Consider the following 23,522-nt stretch of genomic DNA (forward strand, 5'->3'; position numbering starts at 1 on the left):
ATGGCTTCTCGCGATATGCGGGAACCCGGTGGGTCAGCGCGCGGTCGAGACCGAATTCCGGACGAGGGGCGGGCAGGCCACCGTCACATGGGACGGCGCCTCACCGGCAGCGGCGTTCATAAGGAGTTCCGCGCCCCGCTCGCCCATCTCACGGAAGGGAAGTGCGACGGAGGACAGGCCGGGACGCAACGATCCGGCGATGATCTCCTGATTGTCGAAGCCGACGATGGAGATGTCTTCGGGGATGCGCAGGCCGAGCTCTCTGGCGGCCTCGTATGCACCCATCGCGATACGGTCGTTCGCGCAGAACAGTCCGTCGATGTCGCGATCGCGCAGCACATCGACCGCGACCCGGTAGCCGTCCTCGGCTTCGGGGCCCGACCGGACCATGAGCGTCGGGTCGACAGCGATCCCCGCATCCGCCATCGCGCGACGGTAGCCGGCCTCACGACCGGCTGCGGCCACGAGGTCGCTGGGCAGATTGATGAACGCCACCCGTCGACGATTCGCCTCGAGCAGCATCGACGTCGCGGAATATCCGCCGTTCTCCTCGTCGGGCAGGACCGTGGAGTAACGACCGAGGGGATCGAAGCAGTGCACGAGGACGACGGGCACGCCATCGAGGGAGACGGGCAGTTCGATGGGTCTGTTCCAGGTGGTGGCGACGATGATCCCACCGACGCGATGCTCGAGCATCATCTCGATCGACCGAGCATCCGGGCGTTCGATGTGCGCGGCACCGGCGATGATGAGCGATTTGCCGTGGCGCCAGAACCAGTCCTGAGCTCCGGTGATCAGATCTCCACCGAAGGGAGTCGAGACGATATCGGTGACGAGTCCGAACAGGTCGGTGCGCTGCCCAGCGAGCGCCCGGGCGCCGGCATTGGGGCGGTACCCGAGTTCGGCTGCCCGCTCCCGCACACGATCACGAGTTTCGGCAGATACCTGATTCTCGTCGTTGAACGCGAAGGACACTGCCGAGCGGGAGAGACCGAGGTCTCGGGCTACGTCACTCATGGTGACGGGTCGCTTCGTCATCGTTGACTTTCTGTCGCGCGTTAGTAACTTCAACAATCAAACTAACGCGCGACAGGAGGACTGTCAAGCGTGTGCATCGCATGCTGCCGAGGGTGTTCGAGGTGCTCGCGCGAGGCGCCGGGTTCAGATCGACTCACGAAGGATCGGCGGGCAGGTGACGAGAGTCGGGTTCGAGACGCCCGGCTCGTCGATTCCGAGAAGAACCCGCACGCCGGCCGCGCCCATTTCGTAGTGCGGCAGCGCGACCGTCGAGAGCGTCGGACGCAGATGCGCCGCGATCACATCCTGGTTGTCGAAGCCGATGACGGCCATGTCTTCCGGGATGCGCAGACCGTGCTCGCGCAGCCCGTCGTACAGGCCCATCGCGACCCGATCGTTATGGCAGAAGACCGCCGTGGCGCCCGAGTCGATGATCTGCGGCGTCGCCAGGTAACCACCCTCCTGCTCCGGGGATGCCGGGAGCACCAGGGCGTCGTCGATGTCGATGCCTGCAGCGGTGAGAGCCTGCCGGAACCCGGCGAGCCGCCCGCTCTGCGCGGGCGAAGGCGTGGTGGTGTTCACGAACGCGATCCGCCGATGTCCTGCGGCGATGAGTTCATCGGTGGCCGTGCGCCCGCCCTGCACCTCGTCTGGAACCACCGCGGCCAACCCGCTGTCCGGGGCGAAGCAGTCCACGAGCACCGAATCGGTCTGATGGAGGGCCGCAGGCACCGTGATCTCCCGGTGGTACCAGGTGGAGTAGAGGATGCCGCGCACCTGATGCTCCAGCATCATCGCGATGGCGTCGTTCTCGACTTCGGGGTTGCCGTCGGTGTTGGCCACGAGCAGTACGAAGCCGTGCTTCCAGGCCTCGTCCTGTGCCCCGTGGATGATCTGACCGGCGAACGGCGTGGTGGCGATCTGGTCGGCGACGAGCCCGATGAAGCGCGACGTTCCCTGCGAGAGGGTCTTCGCGAGTGCATTGGGCCGATAGCCGAGCGCGGCGACGGCGTCGTGCACCCGCCGACGAGCATCCTCTCCGATTCGTGCACCTGGCTTGTCGTTGATCACGTGCGAGACCGTGGCGACCGAGACGCCGGCGACCTTAGCGACGTCGCGCATCGTGACGCTGGGCGCGTGGGCGCCGTTCCCTGCGGTAGTCATCCTTTGGTCGCTCCACTCTCGAGGCCCTGGATCATCGCCTTGTTGAGGACGAGGAAGACGAGCAGCAGCGGCGTCACCGAGACGCAGACGGCCGCGAAGGTCGCCGTCCAATCGGTGTTGCCCATTGCCCCAATGTAGTTCTGCAGTCCCAGCGGGATGGTCTTCAGCCCGTCGGAGAGCACGAAAGTGTTCGCGAAGATGAAGTCGTTCCAGATGAAGATGCTGTTCACGAGCACGACCGTGATGATCGTGTTGACCGACAGCGGCGAGGTGATCGTGAAGAAGATCCGGTATGGGCTCGCACCGTCCAGCGACGCGGCCTCGTACGTCTCGCGGGGGATGTACTCGTAGAACGAGGAGAAGAGGTACACCGCCATGGGCAGCGCGAAAGCGGCGAGCGGGATGATCATCGAGAGGTGGGTGTCGAGCAGGCCCACCTGGGAGTAGTCGATGAAGAGCGGCACCAACGCGATCTGCACCGGCACGATGATCCCCAGGAGGAACAGTGCGCGCACCATGCCGCTGAACCGGAACCCGAGCACCTGTAACGCGAAGGCGGCCATCATTCCGGCGATGACGATGAGCACGCTGGACCCGAGTGTCACGATCAGGCTGTTCACGATGTTCAGCCCGAGATTGCCGGTGGCGAACGCGCGCCCGTAGTTGTCGAGCGTGAACTCCGACGGGAGCGCGAACGGGTTGCCGCCGGCGAAGTCCGCCGCCGTGCGAAAGCTCGTCAGGAAGAGCCAGACGAGCGGATAGATCTGCACGACCACGATCAGCACGATGGTGACCGTGAGCAGAGTGCGCTGCGCGCGCAGCCGCGTCGAACTGCTCCGGCGAGCCGGAGGATGCGGCGTAAGCGGGGATGCCGGTGCCGCCGGCGCGAGGGTGGAGGTGGAGGTCATGATCGATCCTTCCGGCGCAGCAGAAGCAGGATGAGTCCGACGGCGACGAGGCACTCGATGACGATGAACACCGAGATCGCGCTGGCGTAGCCGTAGTCGGTGTGCACGAACGCGGTCTTGTACATGTAGGTGGTCAGGAGTTCCGACGCCTGACCGGGTCCGCCCCCGGTGAGCAGGTAGGGGATGTCGAACCCACGGAGCGCGAAGGTGGTCGCCATGATCGTCGTCGTGATCCACACGGGCCGGATGTAGGGGAACCGGATCCGCCAGAACACCTGCCACCAGGAGGCTCCGTCGAGACGCGCCGCCTCTTCCAGCTCGCGGGGCACCGCGATGAGTGCGGCGTAGATGATGAGCATGTACAGGCCGGTGAAGCGCCACCCCTCGGGGATCGACACTGCCGCGAGCACCGTCTGCACATTCGACAGCCACGCGGTCTGGAGGCCCTCGAGCCCGACCCACGCGAGAGCTTGATTCAACAGGCCCACCGGTTCGAGCGAATAGATCCGCTGGAAGAGAATGGCGATGGCCACCGTCGAGATCACGGCGGGCAGGAGGTAGATCGTCTTGACGAGTTCCCGCGCCTTCGGGAGGGCGGTGAGCAGACCGGCGACGAACAGCGCGCCGCCGAGCTGCAGTACGAGACAGATCACCAGGTAGGCGACTGCGTTCCCGAAGGCCGTCCAGAAGACGTCGTCGCGGGTGAGCATCTTGACGTAGTTGTCGAAGCCGACGAAGGCCATGTCCGTGATGCCGTCCCAGCGGAAGAAGCTGAGGACGAGGGACTGCACGATCGGCAGCAGCACGGCCACGCTGTACAGCAGCAGCGGTGGGATGAGGAACACGAGGACCGAGAGCGTCGACCGGCGCGGGAGCATGGCCCCCGACATCGGCCGGCGCCGTGGCTGCCGGGACGGGCGCGTGCGAGCCGCGACCGTCCCGGACGTGAGCACATCAGCCATCGCTGTTCTCCGAGAGCGTCTTGTCCATGGTCTCGATGAATTCATCCGGCGTGATCTCGCCCTGTACGAGCAGGGTGAGCTCCTGCTGAAGGCGCGTGTTCGTGGCCGGGTCCAGCTGCGTGTCCCACGGCATGGCGATCGCCTCGCCGACACCGTCCGCCTGCTCCACCGCGCGGCCGTAGAGCGACGTGGCCGTGTCAGGGATCGTGGTGGCCGCCGATGATGTCGGCGACAGAGCGCCCGTCGATGCGTACAGCTCCGGGTAACGCTCGAGCGCGAAGGCGAGGAAGTCGCGTACCAGAGGGTCGTAGGTCTTGGCGTTCACCGCCATGCCGATGCCGGAGGGCGTGACGTACTCGTTTTCGGCTGTCACCGCGTCGTCGATCGTCGGAAGGGTGAAGTAGTCCACGTCATCGCGGACTCGGGGATCGAGGGTTTCGGTGGCGAGGTTGCCGAACTCCCAGGTGCCGATGTTGTAGACGGCCGCCGCACCCGAGGTGAACTGAGCCTGTGCGTCGGCGTACCCGGTCGCGGAGAAGCCCTCGGAGAAGCAGCCGGACTGCCCGAGCGAGTACAGCCATTCGGCCGCCGCGCGACCAGCAGGGTCGGAGAAGGAGGCGTCCCCGTTCTTCAGGTCCTGCACGTACTCCGGCCCGGCCATGCGGAACGGGTAGTAGGCCATGTACCGCTCGAGGGGCCACTGGTCCTGGCCGTCCAGCGCGATGGGGGTGACGCCCGCGGCGCGGAGGTCCTCGCACATCTGCGGGAAGTCGTCGAGCGTGGCCGGCACGGTCGCGCCGGCATCCTCGAACAGGGCCTTGTTGTACCAGAAGAACTCCAGCTGGAACTCGAAGGGCACCATGTAGAGCGAGCCGTCATCGAACCGCTGATAGTTCAGCGCGGCGGGACGATAGTCATCGGTCAGACCGAGGTCGTCGAGGAGGAGGTCGACGTCGACCATCCGCCCCTGCTCGGCGAGCTTCTGGGCGAAGGGCGTCGCGTCGGTGTCGAAGAGCTCGGGGAGCTTGTTCGCCGCTGCGAGCGTCTCGTACTTCTGGATGTAAGAGGGGCGATCCGGTGTCGTGATCAGGTTGAGTGCGAATCCGGGGTGGTCCGCGGCGTACTCGTCCGCGATCTTCTCCATCGTGGTGATGACACCGCCGTCCGCCGGACGCGAGAGCAGCCAGGAGATCTCACGGGGAACGACCTCCCCCTCGGGGTCGATGTCGGTCGGGTCGCCTGCGGGGGATGCTCCCCCGCAGGCGGTGAGCACCAGCGCGGTCGTCGCGGCGGCGGCGAGAAACGCGATCCTGCGTGCGGGTCGAATCATGGTGAATCTCCTTCGATGTCCATCGGGTTGGGGGTCAGCTATCAGACGTTCGCTGTGAGGAGGCCGGGCTCTCGCGCGGCGGCGGGAGAGCGATCACGCGTGCGCAGGCTCAGCTCGCGAACGGTGGTCTCCCCCTCACCGACGAACACTCCTACCCGACCTGTCGGGTGGTCGTAGAGACGCGTGCTCAGCACGGTCGAGTCGTCGACCGTCGCGACGCAGAGCTCGCCCTCGACGATCACCTCGAGCTCGTGCTCGCCGGGGGCGAGATCGACGGGGCGCTCGAGCTCGATCAGGAAGGGCACGTCTCCCGAGATCTGCCACTGCTCCGTGCCAGTGGAGCGGCGCGGCCAGCGGTCGAAGACGAGGCGGTTACGCTGCGGCTCGAGCCTGAGGCTGTAGCCGGATTCGCCATCATCGCCGACCCGGAGCACGATGCCGCATTCCCTGGTGCTCGCCCCGATGTCGAATCGCGCGACGAGACGGAACGGCTCCTCGACGACGTTCTTCACCAAGCTCTGCTCGTACCCGTCGGGGGCGCTCAGCCTCGTGCCGGCGGGGAGCAGTGCGGTCGGCGCGCCGAAGGTCTGGCGAAGTTCATCGGTCGGGTGGAAGGCCAGCGTTCCGTCGGCGCGCTGCTCGGCTTCGATGACCGCCATCGTGCCCGCCCACTGCCAGGCGCCGTCATCGATGCCGCCCTCGCGCGTTGCGATCCATCCGAAGAAGAAGCGCCGACCATCACGAGCGGCGGACTTGGCCGCGTAGAAGGCGCGGGAGTCGAGAGTGTCGTGCTCGGGAACGATCCAAGGCCCGTCGAGGCTGCGCGCCATGCGGTAACGGGTCGTGAACGCATCGCTGAACTCGGACGAGACCAGGTACCACCAGTCTCCCCACTGGAACACCTCGGGGCATTCGTGCGCCACACAGCGCCGAGGATCCCAGAACGGCGCGACGGGCTGCCAGTGCTCGAGGTCGCTCGAGGTGCACTGGGCGATGACGCCTCGACGCCGGTCCGGACCGTTGTCGTGCCGAGCGGTGATCAGCATCCGCCAGAGTCCGGTGCTCTCGTCGCGGAAGACGAACGGATCGCGCCAGTCGGCGGTCTCATACCCGGCCGTCGCCCCGAAAGTGTGCTCCGGATGACGCTGCCATGAAGCCATGCCGTCATCGCTCGTCGCGTGGAGGACCAGTTGCAGGGGCAGCCCGTCCGGTCCGTGCCTGTCGGGATTCTGTCCTGTGTAGAAGGCGTGGTGCACGCCCTGCGCGTCCCGAACGATGCTGCCCGTATAGATGTTGAAATCGTCGGAGTGAGAGCCGCCGGAGGCGATCGCCTCGCCGTGAACGGCGAAGTCGACGAGGTTGTCCGTAGAGATGCGGTGCCAGGGCATGCCCTCTTTCGGCACCTGTCGCGTCTCGTGCAGGTAGAACAAGTGGAAGACGCCGTCTTCCTCCCAGGGGATGACATCCCCCACCCATGCACTCTGCGGCTGATAGAAACCTCGCTGGCTCACTGCCCGTCCAATCATCGTTGGTTAATCGGTTACGCAGAGAGTAGCCCGACAGATCGAGATTGGTCAAGCGGTTAATCAGATGAGTTCGGGGGGATCGAGCGGCGGCAGATTGAGCGACCATACTCCGGAACCAGAAAATCCCCGCCGGAGCGGGGATTTTCACTGCGGAGACGAGGGGATTTGAACCCCTGGTCCCCGTGAGGGGACTCCACCTTAGCAGAGTGATCCTGACGGAATTGCGGCACCGAGACACTAGACCTGATCAGCCGAGGAAACCTCTGCTTTTGCCTTATGAACAGGGATTCTCAGGATGCACGTGACGCACTTCCGGCACGCGAGAGATCGCCCGAAACAGTATCCTCGCGATGCCCGGGGACACCTGGGGGACACCTGGCGCCGCCCCGATCAGCGTGCTCGTCGCGAATTCGCGCTCACGCCCATACCTGTTGGACAAATGATCTGCACCGTCCCCTGCGACCGAGGTGTAGCGCCACTGATAGTCGTAACTATGTCAGTACCGGTCCGCTGGCCTTGCTGCTGCCACCTTCGTACCTAAAGGCAGTGCTGTCTGCCACACTGAGCTATATGAGCGCCCCAGATCTCTCCGCAGAGGTGATGGCTCAGTTCAAAGAATCTGGTGCCGAGAAGCACACGACCATCCTCTTGGGAGCCGGCGCGTCGACGACCTCAGGGCTCCCCGGGTGGGACGAACTCGTCACCCGTCTGCTTGTGAAGAGCGGAGCCGTGCCTGACACGTCGACAGCAGGCCTGTTGTTGGGGCGGCAGGATCCGCTAATCGTCGCTGAGGCAGCGCGTGCACAGCTAGAGCCGCAGTGGCTGGAGAGCGTTCGGAACGAGCTATACAGACTCTCTACACCCCCCGAGGCATCACCACTTCACCGTGCGGCGGTCTCGCACGCCCTCACGGGTGATGCCGACGACACGAGCTTGGTCACCCTGAACTTCGATGTCCTCCTGGAAGAAGCGCTCGTCGCCGAGCAGGAGTTGGGCAACGCTCCCATGGTGTCCGTCGTATCTGCCTCCGGGAACGTTGATGAAGCGGATGCAATCGTGGTGCACCACCTGCACGGCATCGTGTCCCGCGACGAGATGACGGATGTCGTTTTCACGTTGACCGATTTCCTGGTGGTCCTGAGTGACACCGGATCATGGCAGAGGGCTTACATGCGACAAGCTCTCGCCAAGGGCGCGCTAGTGATTGCCGGCACGTCCTATCGAGACCCCGACGTCAGACAATGGCTACATGCGGCCAAACAGGAGGCCCCACGTGAGCACGCGGCCCTCGTGATCCTTGCTCGAGAGGGATTCGGGGTCACTCGTTCAGAGTTTGAGAGCCTGCAGAACGCGCTTGAGTCGCAATGGGCAGCAGTAGGGCTCCGGCCGGTTCTGGTTGATGATCACTCTGACGCTGCCCAGGTGATTCGAGAGCTGAGGCATGTCAACAACCGTGGCTACCTCGCACCTCGGGAGCGTGCTGCAAAGGTGTGGGACCGACACTTCGAGCAGTTCGATGTGCTTCAAAAGGAGTACGCGAGGTTGCTGGCTGAGGAGTCCGAGACGCTGAGGTCGTACTTCAGTGTCGCCGCCCTCAACGTCTCCCTATGGCTGTCTGACGGCGATGGAGGTCTTGTGCGGTGGGCCGCTGGGGACCGCGTCTACCGAAACTCGGCGTCTCTTCGTCGGGTAGCGACAGGATTCGACACCCCATGGATTGCTGGTCGCGCACTGAGCGCCGACACGCTCCTCATCCAGGACATCGAGGGTGAGCGGACAAGACGCTGGAGGTCTGTCGCAGCCGTGCCGGTCGTCGTCAACATAGAGGGTCACCCTCCGATGTCGACTGCAGTCCTAACAGTGGGCCTGCCTGACGAAGTGGCGGAGTACGACGATTCTTCGTATCTCTGGGTTGACCAACTCGGCCTGGTAGCGGACTCATGGAGCGAGCGATTGTCTGACGCCGTTCTCAGTGACACGGGGTTAGACTCACCCCAAGAGGAACGAGGTGGAGATGACTAGGGCTAGGTCTTTCCAGAGTCTTGGTGACAACGTTTATCGGGTGGGCGGTTCCAACAGGAGCGCCATCACCGGTCGCTTCATCTCTAACGCGGCCGCCGCACGTCACCCGCGCACCGTTGCGGTGGAACGACGATCTTCACCGCCTGACGCGCCGACATCACCGCGCTAGCCCGCTGAGCTCCACGTGGGGTCCGATCTTCCTTCGACTGAGATCGGGCCCCACGTGTCTTCGTGCTAGTTGCCGCGCTCGGTGATGCTGGTGTTGGGCCAGCGAGCCGCGGCAGCATCCGAGATGTAGCGACCGCTGATGGCGCTGCGGTTATGTACACCGGATCCCGAGTTGCCGCCGGCCTCCCGGACGGAGGTTCGGGGGTGGCGCGCTGCTGCGGCATTCGAAATGTATCGACCTGTGACTGAACTGCGGTTCGGCATGATGCCTCCTGTTGTGCCCGCCGCGCGATCTGCCCAGCGGTTGCTTGATACAGTACGCAAGCAGGTTCCAAAAAGCAAGTGCTCGCAAGATCAAGCAATATGCGTGATACTGGGGGAATGATTTCCCGTACTGTTCTCTCCGCTGTGGCCTTGGGTGCAGCCCTCTCAGCAGTTGCCGGGGCAGCGATGCTCCTCAACGCACCCGCGAGCGAGTCAAAGCTCGGCGACCACCTGAAAGCGAGTCGCAAGGCGACGGGTCTCTCTCTTCGTGGCGTGGAAGCGAAGACTCAGATCACCAATGGGTATCTGTCACAGATCGAAAGCAACACGGTCGAGCGCCCATCGCCCAACGTCCTGTTCAAGTTGTCCGAGGTGTACGGCGTCGACTACGGAGATCTGATGCGACGTGCAGGGCACCATGTTCCGCGTTCCACTCCAGCCACGAAGCCAAACGCTCTTGCGGGGATACCGCTGCGGGCGCTGGAAGAACTGACGGAGGATGAGGCCGCGGAGCTACGGAACTACCTTGCCTTCATTCAGCAGAAGCGCGGGTGAATGAACCATGACGAAGCTGCAGCTGGTGTCGGGCGAAGAAGATGACGTTCGGAAATATGCACGCGGCGCACTACGCGCGGCATCTGCTGGCGACCGACTCCCCGTCCCGCTCAACGACGTTGCGGCGGCTGTCGATCTTCAGAAGCACGCCCTCTTCGATTTGGGTGGGCCCGGAGATCTGCCGCCGACGATTCGGTCAATCTACAAGAAGCTCAAGGGAAAAGTCTTGGGTCTGCTCGACGTAGAGGAGCGGCGCTACTTCGTCGACACGTCCCTGAGTGTCGAACGACAGCGCTTCACAGAAGCGCACGAGATCGGCCACGATGCCCTTCCGTGGCATAAGAGTGCCTATTACGGCGATGACCTGCATACGTTGGCGCCCGACACTCGAGAGAGCCTCGAGATCGAGGCGAACCTGTTCTCGGCGGAGATTCTTTTCGCTGGCAAGCGCTTCAACCGGGAAGCCGACGACTGGGCACCTTCGCTGGATGTCCCACTCGCGCTGAACTCTCAATTCCAGGTGTCGGCCGCTGCAGCAATTCGCCGATATGTAGCCGGAAGCAAGCGCGAGATCGCACTGATCGGCACGGGGCTGTTTGGGGGTGCAAGTGGCAGCCTGCCGATCTTCAACGCCATCACGGACCAGTCCATGACGTTCGAGGCTCGATACGGCCGCATTCGTGAGATGTTGCCGGCTAAGCTCACCGGCGGGATCTTCCCGAGTATCGCGGCCATTCACGCGGATCACCGAGGAACTATCGAACCGTGCGAGGTGACTCTCGTCACTCGGAGGGGACCGGTGAAGTTCGCTGCCGAAGCATTCGTGAACGGCAGGAACGGCTTCGTCCTGCTCACGCGCCGTCGCCGCCTCGATGGACAGCGCCTGAGCCTCGTGTAGGGCTTGTTGCTGGAGGATCCCGTTATCGCGCGGACAGATGCAGTCGAGCGTGAGGTCACCCGTTCACGACCATCGCAGGAGCGTCTGATTGCTGCCCAAGGCCAGGCAAATTCGCGGGTCAGCGGGCGCGGAACTGGGGTAACGCTAGTGCCACATCCCCCTGGAGCTAACGCAGGTCGAGGCACGTGGGCGCCATTGACCTCGGCTCCATGCCGTCAATCGTAGGTCGAGAGACCTGGCTCTTACGCGACAGCTACCTATCTCATATCCGTAGCCTTGCGAGGCGTCTTCCCTGACTCGACGCGAAGGAGGCGACCGCACCGTAATCTCTGGGCGGGCAGGTTCTCATAACTACGTGTCGCAACTAGGGCCGCCACCACGCAGACGCCGGCTGCGGTAACGACCCCGCACTGCCACCCGCCGACTTCTATGATGCTCCCCGCGAGAATTCGGCCGACCAGCCCTCCGATGGTGGCTCCCGCGATGTAGCTCCCTGTTGCTGCAGCGGTGTGGGCCGCGTCGATCTCTTCGCTGAGGTAAGCGAGCGCTATCGCCGGTACGGCGCCAAGCCCGACGCCTCCGAGGAATCGCAAGGCCAGAAGCGTCACGACGTCACCGCTGAGTGGGGCGAGCAATCCGAAAATCGGTCGGCTGCCCAGGTGCAGATCCCTACGGGCAGATTGGCACAGCCGGAGAAGATCGCTGCAGCGGTCACGTGGCTAGGTACAGTCTCCGACCCCCGGGGCTAGGGCCACTGCGGATGTGTTCCGGAGCTCCAGCCGCTTCCCCACAGCGTATAAAGGCTGCGGTGACGAGCCGGCGACGATTCCCAGCCCCGCTGCCGGACGATCCTGCACCAGGTCGGCCACAATCGCGGCCCCACCCTGCAATCTCGTTCTGAGTGGTCAGCACAACATCTCTCACGAGGGAGTCCCCATTCTCTTTCTCCGCCGCCTAGATCTGGGTGAAGTCGATGCCCAGGAGGTTCGCTGCCGCGCGGTAGTCATTGGCGTGATGCCCGATCGAGAGTGACCAGTGGTGACCAACACCGGTGCCGCTCCACTCGTCTACCCACACGCCGGGGTCGCGGTCGAAGTCCACTCGACTTGTCGTATTTCCGATCGACAGAAGTGGCCCCGGTCGGACGACGCCCTCGGAGGCGACGAACACCAGCGATCCGTCGCGGTCCTGGCCGAGCCCCAAAAGCGTGACGTGCCCGGGGTGCACATCGAACTCGACACTCACACCCCACCCGCGTTTACCGTGAAAAACGCCCAAACCACGAAGAAGGGGCTCCTGAGAAGAGACAGCCAGGTGCGCCGGACCGTCGTGACCCATCTCGACGACGTTGTCTTCGAAGTTGAGTGCCTGGATCTCAGTGAAGGACCCTCCCGCGCCAATCACCTGCGTCGCCAGCTGGGCCACGGTGGTGCGCAGCTCGTACTCGCCCGTGGTGGGGATCCCTCGTGCCGTGAGAAGCGAAGCACCGAGGATCATGCCCGCGCCGAGCCTCTCGTGAAGCTCACCATCAAGGCCCCGGTGGTAGTACGCGAGAGTATCGAGATCGAAGTCCTCCACGAGAGAGTCCAGCGCGACGCTGACCCGAGCTCCCCACGCAAAGTCCTCGGCATCCACGGTGTCATCCACAGTAAAGACCTCGCGTGCGAGCGCAACGCGCTCTGCGACCTGAGGCTCCGTTACGCGATCCACACGCTGACGCAGATCATCGAACTCTAGTACCTCCACATGCGAACCGAATGTCGTCGACAACAGCGTGAGGTCGGTGGACACATCCAGCATCCCCGGATAGAGGTGGCCCATAAGTCCGTGTCGAGCATGGCGCAGGGACGCCCTTATGTGCGCGGCCCGAACCCACACGCTGATGCGCTCCCATGCCGCCTCCTGTCGCAGGTGCCCCGACACCGATCGGAAGGGGATTCCCGCCCGCCGGAAGACATTCCCGACTTCAGGGACGGGGCATTGACCGCAATACGCCAGCCACATCCCGGTGTCGAACGCAACGTGATCCATCTTCTCGGTTGGCTGCAGGTCAATTACCAGTACGGGAGTGCGAGACCGCTGCGCGATGGGCAGAACCATCGAGGACGTGAGATAGGTCGTCAGAAACAGGACGATGAGGTCACAATCGGCCATTCGAAGCCTCTCCGCGGCAGCAGCCCCTTCGCGCGCGTCAGAGATAAAGCCGATATCGATGACCTCGGCATCCATCTCGGCAAACCGGGCAGAGACGAAGCGCGACGATTCCTCGAGCTGCGGGAGTAGTCCAGGAAACTGGGGCCAGTATGTGCCGAGACCGCCCGCAACGAGACCGATGCGGGTCTTCCGTCGGATCTTTGACGGAAGTGGGCTGAGCGTATTCGAGGTCATTCAGTTCTCCTTACGAGACGACAGGTTGCCCCTGCGCATGTACACAACAAAGATCACCAGATTGGACGGAGGGCGACGAACTCGTGTCGGCTCGGACCTACGAGATCAATGACGTCAGAGGGCTGGTACTCCCGTCCGCTTGTGGAATCGAGAACCACCACCCCCGCGAAAGCCGCCGGAAGCGTGAGCCGAGCCGTGAGCAACGGAATCTCGAGGGTGAGCCGCGACTCTGCCGGGCAGTAGTGCAAATACACCGCGCCACGCGGTGTCAGCGTCGTGCCCTCCACAAACCCCAACCCGGCATTCCTCGGCGCGATCGCGACCGCCTCACCACCGGGCGACTCAATGGTCACACCCAGCAGGTATTCATGAAGCCAGAGGAGGGGCACCGCGCCCCACCCATGAGAACCCGTGGGGTCCCCTGGCTGTTTCTCGTTGGGCTCGCCGGGAGCCAGGCCCAGGTCTTCCCTAGACAGCCAGTATTCCGGAAGCGGTCCACCATAGGGCCCTTGAAGAGCCAGCGGCTCCACATTTCGAGGATTGCCCGGCAAATAGGGGGCGTATCGTTCCAAGAGATGCGAAACCGCTCTCTCCTCGAATCCATGAACAGTCAGTCCGCGCAAAGTCCGGTAGGACCAGGTGGGTGAGTTCCAGCGTGCTACGTCGACGGGGGGAGTGGCCTCGGGTTCCGGGAAGGCGTAGTCGATCACGGCGACCGCCTCCGTGCCATCGAGGAGGTCGCTGTATAGAGCAACTGCCTGACCTGCTTGGCTGTACTCCGGGTATGCAGAGCCGTCGGGACGGACTCGATCAGCGACCAAAGGCACACCATCACTGCGACTTCGATCAATATGGTGAGCGCGAAACGCCTGCGCCATCCGCGATGCGGCTTCATTCCATTCGTCTGCAAGCTCCGGACGCTCGACAGCAAGCGCCAGTGAGGCACCCTCGCGTAACGCGTTCACCATGAAGGGTGTGGAGATCCCGCTCGAATCCCCGGAGGAGATCTGAGAGTTACGAATGTCCCCGAAGAGGTGAGATGTGCGCCAAACATCATCGGTGTCCACCTCCAGCAGTGCCGCCGAGAGGATTCCTTCAACGGTGGGCAGATAGGTTTGAACGAAGTCGGCGTCGGCGCTCCAGAGATACTCTTCGGCGAGAAGGCCGATCCAATGGAGAGACCAGTCCCACTGGCTAGGACCGTATGGGTGGTTGCTGGGAGAGAACGGGTGGAGGGCGCCGTCTTCGCTCTGGCCTTCAGCAAGAAGACGCACGCAGAGGCGTCGAAGCGAGCTGTCACCGAACCACCGTGCGGCGATATCGGCTCGAGGACGCGCATCCTCGATCCACTGTCCGTCTTCCCTGCCGGGCGTGTCGACGAATGTGTCCGACATGGTCAATTCCGCATGAATGATGGCCAGCTTCACGATCTGATCGAGACGCTCGTCGCTGCTTCGGAAGCTCCCCCGTGCCTCGAGAGGGAACTGCGACTTCACTATCCCGAGATCGTGCACGTGCATATCTGCTGCCTGGTCGAAGCGGATGAGAACTGATACCCAGCGCGCAGTGCGCTCGTCGGGGATCTCGTAGTGCCGGCGACCGATCGAAGGGAAGATGCGATCCAAATAGCCCCGCGCGACGACGCCGTGGGGGTCGATCCAGCCGTTCTCCTGAATGAGCGACTCGCCCGTGTAGGTCGACGTCGCCAGCTCCCCATACACGATGTCAACCACGACCCCCGGGGCCGACGTCGAAATCTCAATGAAGGGAAACCCATGGACGGGTCGCTGCAAGTCGAAAGTCAAAAAGAAGGAGTCTGCTGGTTGGCCGCTGATCGTCAGCTTCTCGCCCTTCACGAGCGATGCGCTGCCGGCTGCAAGTGAAGCGACGGGCGTGAAGACCGGTTGGGGCGCGTGGCTGTCGCGCTCCCCCGGAGACGGGGTCACTCCCGAGATGCGACCTGCGGCGAGTACAGAAAGCGGTCGTTGGGTGGACTCTCGCTGGCCAACAGTCTCGACTGGCGTCGGCACCTCGGGCCACGGACCTCGCTCTACTACGTGTGCGGCATCCCACGCCGAGTCGTCAAAAGTCGCGAGATGAAAGAGCTTCGAATCCGCACTCGTTCGGGCGTCTATGACTACAGGGAACCGGATGCGGGGAGTGGACGCGTCGATGCTGATGAACTGATCAGTTCCGTCGCGGAACTCATCTGCCGGCAACCACCGCCAGCGTTCGTCGGTGGCTATCCAGCTCGCATCGAGATAGAGCCCAGCGCGATCTCCCGCTGATCGCTGGAAAGTCGTTATGTCACCCCAGCTGTGGTGAAGCACAACGAACACATTCGCTCCTCGACGAAGCAGGTGAGCGACGTTCACGCGCTCAGCCCGCACTTCGCCCTGATGAAACCTCGTGACTTTCCTTCGCACCAGCTCGCCGTTCACCCACAGTCGGGCCGTACTATCTGCAGCGAAGAAAAACTCACCGGACTCGGGTGGGTCTTTCAACTCGACCACTCTGCGGAACCACGTGAAGTGGTTAGTCGCGGCTGCCGCAGCGGGGTCGCGCCAAATCCAGGTGCCAGCTCCTCGAGACGATCGGTTCGGGGTGAGCGACTCACGACTAGGTAACATACTGTCGATCGTGTCGATGAAGTTGCGGCGTTACAATAGATTCTTGTCGTCTCAATATGGGAGATTCTGCTATGGCACTGATCCAGCCGCAGGAGTCGATGCACCCCCCCGTCGAGCGCGTGTCCGCGGGCTACTTCCGGGAGGGGTCTGACTACGCGACGTGGAGAAGTACGGGCACGAGCGACTACCTCCTGGTGCACACGGTGGAGGGAAGAGGCCGGTTCGGAACGACCGGCGACGACTTGCTCGTCGGACCGGGAGACGCCGTTCTTCTTCCTCCCGGAGTGTTGCACGACTACGGAACTGATCTCGATGCCGGGGTGTGGGAGTTCGGATTCGCGCACTTTCGGCCTAGGACCGACTGGGTTTCGCTGATCGACTGGCCGCTGCGAGACGGGCTCGGCCTTTTGCAGACCAGCGGTGAAGTTCACACTCGCGTGAACTCGGCTCTCCTGAGGTCTGCGAGGATGCGCCAGAGCACTCTGCTGCACGCCGAGTTGTTCGCCGTCAACGCTGTTGAGGAAGCGCTGCTCTGGTTGGATACGCAGAACACACTATCCTCCCGCACCGATGAGCGGATACTGCGTGTGATGGAGTTCATCGCGGGCAACGTCGCGGGTCTGCTTGACGTCACGCAGCTTGCTTCCGTCTCCCATCTCTCGGTGTCGCGCTTCACCCACCTCTTCACCGAGCACGTGGGGCTCAGCCCGCAACGCTACGTGGAGAGGGAAAGGATGCTCGCAGCCCAGCAACTCCTCAACCTCACCAACCGCACGGTGGCGAGCATTGCGCGAGACACTGGCTGGACAGATCCGCTGTATTTCTCGCAACGCTTCCATCGGTTTACGGGGCTAAGCCCAAGCAAGTACCGCAAGCAGGGTCGTAGGTAACTCTCGCTACCGGAGCGGGCCATTTATGCGCTGAACGAGACTCGCGAAACACCCGAGCTAACGTCGTAAGTGGAACCATCCGGCGCCAGGAATTCGGCAACGACGCCCTCGGGCACCGCAACGACCGCGCTAACGGTTCCGTCATCCACGAGATCCCATCGGATAGCGATGCGCCCGCGAGGAGAGTCCAGCTCGGCTGCTGCCCATGTCAGCCCGCCTCCCGGCTTAGGGGCAAACCTGACGCGCTCTGCCCCAGGCGCCCGCAACTCGATTCCAGCCACCGTCGTGTGCATCCAATGGGCGACTGAACCGAGCGCATAATGGTTGAAGGACGTCATCTGGCCCGGGTTGACGCGGCCATCGACCATGAGACTGTCCCAGCGCTCCCAGATCGTGGTCGCTCCCTGGGTGACGGCGTACAGCCACGAGGGCAATTCTTCTTCCAGAAGCTGTCGGTATGCCGTGTCAACCGATCCGGTCTCCGTTAACGCCCTGGAGACTAGCGGGGTTCCCACGAAGCCGGTAGAGATACGGAAGTCCGCGTCTTCCACGAGAGCCCGCAACCGGCGTCCCGCGTGCTCGCGCTGTTCGCCGTCGACAAGTTCGAAGCAGATAAGCATGGCGTACCCGGTCTGGGACTCCTGGTGAAGCGTGCCGACGTCGTCGAGATATCGGAGCCGGATCGCTTGGGCCACTTGATCGGAAAGCCGGGAGTAGTGCTCGCTCTCCGCGACCTTTCCCAGCACCTCTGCGGTGCGGGCGAGCACTCGGCTGGACCAGGAGCAGTATGCACTCGCTACAAGATCGCGGTCCGTCATCGCCTCCGCCGGAGACTCTGGCGGGGCGGCGGGGTCGAGCCAATCCCCCAGTTGGAAGTCTCCTGTCCAAAGCCCGGCAACATCGCACCGTTCCATCATCAGGTCCACCCAGGCGCGAGCGCTGTCCCACTGCCGCACGAGAATCTGCACGTCTCCACTCGCGAACCATAGGTCCCAGGGAACGAGCACAGCCGCATCGCCCCACGCGGCACCGGGTCGCGGTGGCGTCCACACCGCGCGACCAGGCACCGTTGGCACATACCAGGGCACAGTGCCGTCCGGCAATTGCTCGATGGCGAGGTCGCGCAACCAGCCGGCCAGCATCCCCGAGACATCGAAGAGGAAAGCAGCGGTAGGGGCGAAGACCTGGATGTCACCCGTCCAGCCGAAACGTTCGTCCCGTTGAGGACAGTCGGTGGGCACGTCAACAAAGTTGCTTCGCATCGACCAGACCACATTCTGGTGCAGCCGGTTGAGGTTCTCGTTGGAGCAAGAGAACCACCCCACCCGCTGCATTGCCGAGTGGTAGACCCGAGCGATGATGCTGAGACTATCGAGGGTGTCGGGGGAAGCCACTACCTCCGCATACCGAAAGCCGTGATACGTAAACTTCGGTTCCCACGTCACTCTCTCTGAGTCACGAAAGACGTACCTGTCGGTCGCCTTCGCCAGCCGCAGGGGACGAGTGTAGATCTCTCCGTCCTGAAGAACTTCCGCGTGCCTGATCGCCACGCTTTCTCCCCGCTGCCCGGTCGCCTGAATCACGGTACGGCCACTAAGATTCTGCCCGAAATCGACGATCATCCGATCGCGAGCTATCCGGGTGACGGATGCGGGCATGAGATCCTCGGTCGCCCTGACGGGGGGACCGTCCGGGGCAACGAGCGTGCGTGGGTCGCGTTCGCCGATCGTGACCTCACCCCAACTCGAGTCGTCGTATGTCGGCATCGACCATCCGTCGAGTTCGTCGCGAGCGTCGTATCTCTCCCCGTCGTAAATGTCAGAGAAATGAATCGGACTCGGGTGCGACCGCCATGACGAGTCCGTCGCGGTTATTTCCTCGCGACCGTCGGCATAGCGGAGCTCAAGCTGGAGGATAAGGGAAAGATCAGATCCATAGATGTTGCGGTTGCCGCCATTGAACCCGAGGCGCCCGCGGTACCAGCCATCTCCGAGCCACGCACCCAGTGCGTTGGCCCCGGATCGCACTTGAGCGGTGACATCGTACGTGGCGTAACGAAGACGTTCACCGTACACCGACCATCCCGGGCTCAGGGCGTCGCGACCGACACGGGCGCCGTTGAACTCAAGCTCATAGAGACCGTGGGCCGTCACACGAAGAAGTGCCCGACTCACACCGGCACCCACCGTGAAAGTGGTGCGCAACAGGGAAGGGCGCCTGTCCGACTCAGCCTCCTCGAGCCAGCTTGCGCTGATCGGGCACGCGACCCAGCCTGAACGGCTGGGTCCCCGCTCTATGGGGAGCGGGTCGCTCCACGGGGACGGGTCTCCGTCCTCGCCGCGCACGCGTATGCGTAGCACGTGATGTTCGCGGTGGCGGAGAGGAGCGGTCGGCCACGACACGTAAACGCGCTCGCTGGTCATCACAGGACCTGTCACGTTCACCAAACCGTCCGCACCCCGCAGCTCAAGGTCGTACGACGCCTGCTGCCATCCCATCGGCGCGGACACCGTGAAGGACAATCGCGGATTCGCCTCATCGATCCCCAGTGCGGTGTCGTGGTTCTCAACCTTCACGTTGCGCACCGCTACTGCTGCGTTCACTTTCATCGTTCCCCTCACACGAGCGGTTCCTGCGCCCACGACATGACTCACTCCACAGGTTCGAGTTGCCAAGGCTTGGGCCCTTCAAGCGGGCGGTACCGGATGCCCATCGCGTCCAGGCGCGGCAGATGCCCATCCAGGCGTGCGCGCAACTCGCTCCAGTCCGCAGGGGCTCCTGCCCACGCCACCTCCGCCAAAGCGACGCCGCGCGGCCAGGTCATGTAGTCGGCGTGCTCTTCACTGCGAATAAGTTCAGTCCAGACCTGGAACTGCACCCCGATGATCTGGTCGCGTTCCTCACGAGTCCACTCCGACGGATTCGGGTTGAACTCCGCGACCTTCTGGATCGTGGTGGGACCCTCGGTTGCCCATCGCTCTCCTGGCTCATCGCTCTGCGCGAAGTCGAAGTAGGTGGAGTCGATCGGGGCAAGGATGACGGGGAAATTCGCGGCCGCGGCGCTACGTGCGATATCCATCCCACGCCAAGCCATAACGACTCCAGGAGCGGCCCGTCCCTCGTCATTGACGAATGCCTCGTCCCACGACACGAGGATGCGCCCCTGGGATGAGAGCCAGTCGCTCAGCCGGGTCATGAACTGGCTGAAGAGCTCTTCAACGCTGCTCAGCCCCTGCGCCCGCATGTAGTTAGTGATCTCCTCGTTCCGCGACCACACCTCGATCAGGGTTTCGTCGCCGCCCAGATGGATCCAGGGGCCGGGAAAGAGCTCGAGAATCTCGGTGAGCAGCCGTTGGAGCTTCTGTTCCACGGCGGGAAGCGGCGAGATCATCGAGTCAAAGTTGCCCCAGCCTTCCGCGACAATCCTCTTGCCGGGCGCGCTGCCGAACTCGGGATAGGAGGCAAGAAGTGCGGTGGAGTGCCCAGGAAGCTCGACTTCGGGAACGATAGTGATCCCCCGGTCGCTGGCGTATGCCACCATCTCCCGGATGTCGGCCTGCGAAAACTGACCGCCGTGAGGCGCGTTCTCGTAGATCCTCACCTTGAGCCACGACTTCACCTGTGTGCGGGCCCGCACAGCGCCAATCGTGTTCAGGAGCGGGAACTCTTTGCTCTCCACCCGCCACCCCTGATCGTCGGTGAGGTGCAATTGCAGTCGGTTGATCTTGTGCATGGCGAGCGCGTCGATGTAGCTCAACACGTAGCGCTTCGAGAAGAAGTGCCGCGCAACGTCGAGGAGGGCGCCTCGCCAGGCAAAGGCAGGCTCGTCTTCGATCGCGCAATAGGGCACATCTGCGCCCTCCACGCCTCTCGAGTCGAATGCCGCAGTCGGGAGAAGTTGCCGCAGCGTCTGCAGCCCATAGAAGGCGCCGTCCGCAGACGAAGCGGCCACGGTCACTCCGTCGGCAGAGCAGGTCAATGTGTACCCCTCAGAGTTCGCAATCGCAGGATCGCGGGCAACAACGAGGTGCGCGGCTTGTCGAGAGTCGACCAGGGAGATCGTTCGGAAGAAACTAGAAGTGCGTGTCAGGCGGCTTTGTTCTTCAGAATTGAACCCCTCGATGTAGACGGCAGGCTGCGCGGGAAGGGCGAACGAGCCGTCACCCCACTCAAGCGACCGTGGGGCAGGAATGATGACGGGATGCTGAGGCATGGGCTGTCCTTTCATGTTGCGATCCGACGTAGTCTTCCCGCATAGGTCTGTTCTATTTCGAGGTTCCGCTCGTGTCCGCCCTCGACATTGGCGGAAAGGTAGAACGGGGGGAGAGTTCCGGCGGCAAGCATCGAGGTCGCCACACGCGCAACAAGTACCTGCACTAGGTAAGCCGCGGTTATCGAGGACACGCCGCAGATTCGAGCCCCTCCCTCCAGAGGCACAATCGCATCCCCGACCGGCGCGAGATTGTCGAGCACAACCTCGGCGACCTCCGCTAGCAGACGACCCCCACTGTGTTTCGACACGGAGGTCTCGGCATGTGCGCGAGAAGTAACGGCGATAACGGGAACGCCTCGCTCGACCATGGACACGGCCATCTGTACGATGGCTCCGTTCACCCCGGAGTTGGAAAAGAGGATCATTGCGTCTCGTGGCTGCACATCGGCCAGCTCGATCAGTCTGAGCCCTAGCCTCTCGTCGCGCTCGAGAAGCGGGTCATCCAGAACGTTGGGCGACTCGCCGCCATAGATGACCAGGTCGGATATCGCTATCCGATTAGTCGGGATCAGCCCGCCAGCACGACCAGCGATCTCCAGCGCCGATGCCTGCGAATGTCCCGTTCCGAACGCGTGGATCACGCCGCCTCCGGAGACAACCCCAGCCAAGATCTCGGTAGCACGGCTCAGGCCGTCCTCATTCACCGCCTCAATGGAGTCGAGGCGAGTGCGTAACCCCTCTGAGTACGTATGGGAGAGCGATGTCATGCGGTGGATCCTTTTCGTATAGTGATTGTCATTTGCCGGTACCAGCCGTGAGGCCGCTGATCACCTGGCGGGCCGCGATGGCGAAGAGAAGCACCAGAGGAAGGGAAACGATCACAATCGCGGCGAAGAGAGGACCGAGATCGGTTGCCCGCTCGCCGATGAAAGCGATGAGTCCCACCGGCAACGTGAGGTTGTCTTTAGTGCGCAAGAGAACCAGAGGAAAGAAGACGTCGTTCCACACGGGAGCTATCTGGATGATCGCCACCGTGGCTACCGCGGGTCGCACAAGGGGGAACATGATGCTCCGGAACACCCTGAACTCTCCCGCGCCGTCGATTCGAGCGGCTTCGGCGAGCTCGTCGGGTAGTCGTCGGTAGAAGGGGGCCAGGATGAAGATCGAGAGCGGCAGGAGTTGCGAGGCGTAGATGAAGGCGAGCGCAGTCGGGGAGTCGACTAGTCCCAGATCGCTGAACATCCTGAAGATCGGAACGATTCCGAGCTGGGCCGGCACGAAAAGGCCAGCGAGGAAGAATGACAGCAGCGCGGACCGGCCCCGGAAAGCAAACCGGCCCAGAGCGTACGCCGCCGTCACCGACAGAGCGAGACCGACGGTCAGGGCGAGCACCGTGACCCACACGGAGTTGAGAAAGTACACCGAGAAGTCCCCACGACTCCACGCTTCGGCGAAGTTCGCTGCGCCCGTGAGATCAGGCAGCCCGATCGGGCTCAGCGCGATCTGTGCCGTGGACCGGAAGGAATTGGATAGAACAATTATCAGAGGCAGGGCAACCAGTGAGGCGTAGACCGCAACAAAGGCGACGGTGGGTCGCGCCCCCTTCCGAATACTCCGGCTCTTCGGATGACTGATGCTCACAGCACCCTCTTTTCGATAGCAGCGAGTCCTCTTCGGAGCAACAGAGCGCCGCCGAAGATGAGCAGGAAGGTCATGACCGCGAGTGACGATGAGAGACCAACAGAGTTCAGATCAGTCCCGAACGCTGTGCGGTAGAACACCAGCCCGAGCACGTCGATCACTCCTCCCGGCCCACCGTTGATACCGCCGAGCGCCAGTTGCAGGCCGAAGGCGTTGAAGCAGGAGATGAAAGTCAGTACGGTGATCGTCCCGATGATCGGCGAGATCAGAGGCAGCGTGATGAGAACGAACTGCTGCCAGCGGGATGCTCCGTCGACGCTCGCGGCAGAGTAGATCTCTTCGGGGATGCCGGCGATCGCAGCCCCGAACAGCAGCATCGGGAATCCGACCCACTGCCAGGCGTTGATGAGAATAGTGAGGGGCATCGCGAGGACCGGGTCTGAGAGCCAGGGGAATACCCAGGAGGTCAGGCCGAGAGAGTTGAAGACGAAAGCTACAGGGCCGTAGGTGGGGTTGAGCAGAATGGTCCAGATGTAGCCCACGACGAGCGGGTTCATCAGGTACGGAAGCGAGATCAGTGTCTGGAAGAAGAGCTTGACCTTGACGAGACGGTGAATCAGAACGGCCAGCAGAAGACCCGCAGTGTTCTGAACGATCATCGTGCCGATGAAGAAGGTCAGGTTGTTTCCGAAGGCTGCGGCGATCTCCGCTCGAATTCTCTCCGAGTTGAATAGCTCGACGTAGTTCTCGAGACCGAGGAAATCGCGGCGCTTGGACCCGGTCCACTCAAACACGCTGTCGAATCCCACCGACATGAGGGGCCAGATGAGCAGGGTGATGTACAAGAGCAGCGCGGGGCCGACGAACGCAGCCACGAGCAATGCCGTTCCCTGGCGACGATGAGACTTCCGTCGTCGTGCGCTCGTGGCTGCGTTGGTTGTCATGG

General features: G+C 63.1%; 18 protein-coding genes. 4 read left to right on the forward strand and 14 right to left on the reverse strand.

Annotated features, from left to right (window positions below):
* Positions 1 to 33 precede the first annotated feature (33 nt).
* The 6 genes from QFZ21_RS08560 to QFZ21_RS08585 form a co-directional block, all read right to left on the reverse strand.
* The gene (locus tag QFZ21_RS08560) at positions 34 to 1,038 is read right to left on the reverse strand and encodes a LacI family DNA-binding transcriptional regulator (protein ID WP_307376670.1); all 1,005 of its coding nucleotides are present in this window, start codon (positions 1,036 to 1,038) and stop codon (positions 34 to 36) included.
* Positions 1,039 to 1,161: 123 nt separating this feature from the next.
* Complete coding sequence (locus QFZ21_RS08565; protein ID WP_307376673.1) at positions 1,162 to 2,181, reverse strand: LacI family DNA-binding transcriptional regulator; 1,020 nt, start codon at positions 2,179 to 2,181, stop codon at positions 1,162 to 1,164.
* On the reverse strand, positions 2,178 to 3,089 hold the full coding sequence (locus tag QFZ21_RS08570; RefSeq protein ID WP_307376676.1) for a carbohydrate ABC transporter permease: 912 nt from the start codon (positions 3,087 to 3,089) through the stop codon (positions 2,178 to 2,180). Before QFZ21_RS08570 ends, QFZ21_RS08565 begins: the two co-directional genes overlap by 4 nt.
* Positions 3,086 to 3,967 carry a carbohydrate ABC transporter permease gene (locus QFZ21_RS08575; RefSeq protein ID WP_307381263.1) on the reverse strand — a complete coding sequence of 294 codons (882 nt, stop codon included), beginning with the start codon at positions 3,965 to 3,967 and terminating at the stop codon, positions 3,086 to 3,088. The genes QFZ21_RS08570 and QFZ21_RS08575 overlap by 4 nt, the downstream gene beginning before the upstream one ends.
* 76 nt (positions 3,968 to 4,043) lie before the next feature.
* A complete protein-coding gene (locus QFZ21_RS08580) occupies positions 4,044 to 5,381 on the reverse strand; it encodes an ABC transporter substrate-binding protein (RefSeq protein ID WP_307376679.1) in 1,338 nt (445 codons plus the stop codon).
* A gap of 41 nt (positions 5,382 to 5,422) precedes the next feature.
* Positions 5,423 to 6,907, reverse strand: a complete 1,485-nt coding sequence (locus QFZ21_RS08585) for a glycoside hydrolase (protein WP_373426008.1) — start codon at positions 6,905 to 6,907, stop codon at positions 5,423 to 5,425.
* Positions 6,908 to 7,477: 570 nt separating this feature from the next.
* On the opposite strand from QFZ21_RS08585, the gene QFZ21_RS08590 reads away from it, so the two are divergent.
* The 3 genes from QFZ21_RS08590 to QFZ21_RS08600 all read left to right on the forward strand — a co-directional run bounded on the left by QFZ21_RS08590 (position 7,478) and on the right by QFZ21_RS08600 (position 10,814).
* Positions 7,478 to 8,929 (forward strand): SIR2 family protein, encoded by a 1,452-nt coding sequence (locus tag QFZ21_RS08590; RefSeq protein WP_307376685.1) that lies wholly within the window; start codon positions 7,478 to 7,480, stop codon positions 8,927 to 8,929.
* A 549-nt stretch (positions 8,930 to 9,478) separates the two neighbouring features.
* A complete protein-coding gene (locus tag QFZ21_RS08595) occupies positions 9,479 to 9,916 on the forward strand; it encodes a helix-turn-helix domain-containing protein (protein WP_307376689.1) in 438 nt (145 codons plus the stop codon).
* A 7-nt stretch (positions 9,917 to 9,923) separates the two neighbouring features.
* Positions 9,924 to 10,814, forward strand: a complete 891-nt coding sequence (locus tag QFZ21_RS08600) for an ImmA/IrrE family metallo-endopeptidase (protein WP_307376692.1) — start codon at positions 9,924 to 9,926, stop codon at positions 10,812 to 10,814.
* A gap of 257 nt (positions 10,815 to 11,071) precedes the next feature.
* Here QFZ21_RS08600 and QFZ21_RS08605 read toward each other — a convergent pair whose 3' ends face one another.
* The 3 genes from QFZ21_RS08605 to QFZ21_RS08615 all read right to left on the reverse strand — a co-directional run bounded on the left by QFZ21_RS08605 (position 11,072) and on the right by QFZ21_RS08615 (position 15,715).
* The gene (locus tag QFZ21_RS08605) at positions 11,072 to 11,449 is read right to left on the reverse strand and encodes an MFS transporter (protein ID WP_307376696.1); all 378 of its coding nucleotides are present in this window, start codon (positions 11,447 to 11,449) and stop codon (positions 11,072 to 11,074) included.
* A gap of 319 nt (positions 11,450 to 11,768) precedes the next feature.
* A complete protein-coding gene (locus tag QFZ21_RS08610; protein ID WP_307376699.1) occupies positions 11,769 to 13,202 on the reverse strand; it encodes an L-fucose/L-arabinose isomerase family protein in 1,434 nt (477 codons plus the stop codon).
* 53 nt (positions 13,203 to 13,255) lie between these two features.
* The gene (locus tag QFZ21_RS08615) at positions 13,256 to 15,715 is read right to left on the reverse strand and encodes a hypothetical protein (protein ID WP_307376702.1); all 2,460 of its coding nucleotides are present in this window, start codon (positions 15,713 to 15,715) and stop codon (positions 13,256 to 13,258) included.
* 188 nt (positions 15,716 to 15,903) lie between these two features.
* Between QFZ21_RS08615 and QFZ21_RS08620 the strand changes: the two genes are divergently transcribed.
* Entirely contained in the window at positions 15,904 to 16,722 is an 819-nt protein-coding gene (locus tag QFZ21_RS08620) for a helix-turn-helix domain-containing protein (RefSeq protein WP_307376705.1), read from the forward strand.
* A gap of 23 nt (positions 16,723 to 16,745) precedes the next feature.
* Here QFZ21_RS08620 and QFZ21_RS08625 read toward each other — a convergent pair whose 3' ends face one another.
* Genes QFZ21_RS08625 through QFZ21_RS08645 form a run of 5 tightly spaced genes read right to left on the reverse strand, consistent with a single transcriptional unit; the run spans position 16,746 to position 23,520 of the window.
* Positions 16,746 to 19,331: an alpha-L-rhamnosidase gene (locus QFZ21_RS08625; protein ID WP_307376708.1), complete on the reverse strand. Its 2,586-nt coding sequence runs from the start codon at positions 19,329 to 19,331 to the stop codon at positions 16,746 to 16,748.
* Positions 19,332 to 19,372: 41 nt separating this feature from the next.
* A complete protein-coding gene (locus tag QFZ21_RS08630) occupies positions 19,373 to 20,935 on the reverse strand; it encodes a beta-N-acetylhexosaminidase (RefSeq protein ID WP_307376711.1) in 1,563 nt (520 codons plus the stop codon).
* 11 nt (positions 20,936 to 20,946) lie between these two features.
* Positions 20,947 to 21,702: an SIS domain-containing protein gene (locus QFZ21_RS08635; RefSeq protein ID WP_307376714.1), complete on the reverse strand. Its 756-nt coding sequence runs from the start codon at positions 21,700 to 21,702 to the stop codon at positions 20,947 to 20,949.
* 28 nt (positions 21,703 to 21,730) lie between these two features.
* The gene (locus tag QFZ21_RS08640; RefSeq protein ID WP_307376717.1) at positions 21,731 to 22,576 is read right to left on the reverse strand and encodes a carbohydrate ABC transporter permease; all 846 of its coding nucleotides are present in this window, start codon (positions 22,574 to 22,576) and stop codon (positions 21,731 to 21,733) included.
* Positions 22,573 to 23,520, reverse strand: a complete 948-nt coding sequence (locus QFZ21_RS08645) for a carbohydrate ABC transporter permease (protein WP_307376720.1) — start codon at positions 23,518 to 23,520, stop codon at positions 22,573 to 22,575. Before QFZ21_RS08645 ends, QFZ21_RS08640 begins: the two co-directional genes overlap by 4 nt.
* Between the last annotated feature and the right edge of the window lie 2 nt (positions 23,521 to 23,522).

This window comes from Microbacterium sp. W4I20, assembly GCF_030816505.1.
Classification (GTDB): Bacteria; Actinomycetota; Actinomycetes; order Actinomycetales; family Microbacteriaceae; genus Microbacterium.

Bases quoted from the DNA above. Each gene is read 5' to 3' on its own strand.
- QFZ21_RS08560 (WP_307376670.1), bottom strand. From the start codon at position 1,038: ATGACGAAGCGACCCGTCACCATGAGTGACGTAGCCCGAGACCTCGGT.
- QFZ21_RS08565 (WP_307376673.1), bottom strand. From the start codon at position 2,181: ATGACTACCGCAGGGAACGGCGCCCACGCGCCCAGCGTCACGATGCGC.
- QFZ21_RS08570 (WP_307376676.1), bottom strand. From the start codon at position 3,089: ATGACCTCCACCTCCACCCTCGCGCCGGCGGCACCGGCATCCCCGCTT.
- QFZ21_RS08575 (WP_307381263.1), bottom strand. From the start codon at position 3,967: ATGCTCCCGCGCCGGTCGACGCTCTCGGTCCTCGTGTTCCTCATCCCA.
- QFZ21_RS08580 (WP_307376679.1), bottom strand. From the start codon at position 5,381: ATGATTCGACCCGCACGCAGGATCGCGTTTCTCGCCGCCGCCGCGACG.
- QFZ21_RS08585 (WP_373426008.1), bottom strand. From the start codon at position 6,907: ATGATTGGACGGGCAGTGAGCCAGCGAGGTTTCTATCAGCCGCAGAGT.
- QFZ21_RS08590 (WP_307376685.1), top strand. From the start codon at position 7,478: ATGAGCGCCCCAGATCTCTCCGCAGAGGTGATGGCTCAGTTCAAAGAA.
- QFZ21_RS08595 (WP_307376689.1), top strand. From the start codon at position 9,479: ATGATTTCCCGTACTGTTCTCTCCGCTGTGGCCTTGGGTGCAGCCCTC.
- QFZ21_RS08600 (WP_307376692.1), top strand. From the start codon at position 9,924: ATGACGAAGCTGCAGCTGGTGTCGGGCGAAGAAGATGACGTTCGGAAA.
- QFZ21_RS08610 (WP_307376699.1), bottom strand. From the start codon at position 13,202: ATGACCTCGAATACGCTCAGCCCACTTCCGTCAAAGATCCGACGGAAG.
- QFZ21_RS08620 (WP_307376705.1), top strand. From the start codon at position 15,904: ATGGCACTGATCCAGCCGCAGGAGTCGATGCACCCCCCCGTCGAGCGC.
- QFZ21_RS08625 (WP_307376708.1), bottom strand. From the start codon at position 19,331: ATGAAAGTGAACGCAGCAGTAGCGGTGCGCAACGTGAAGGTTGAGAAC.
- QFZ21_RS08630 (WP_307376711.1), bottom strand. From the start codon at position 20,935: ATGCCTCAGCATCCCGTCATCATTCCTGCCCCACGGTCGCTTGAGTGG.
- QFZ21_RS08635 (WP_307376714.1), bottom strand. From the start codon at position 21,702: ATGACATCGCTCTCCCATACGTACTCAGAGGGGTTACGCACTCGCCTC.
- QFZ21_RS08645 (WP_307376720.1), bottom strand. From the start codon at position 23,520: ATGACAACCAACGCAGCCACGAGCGCACGACGACGGAAGTCTCATCGT.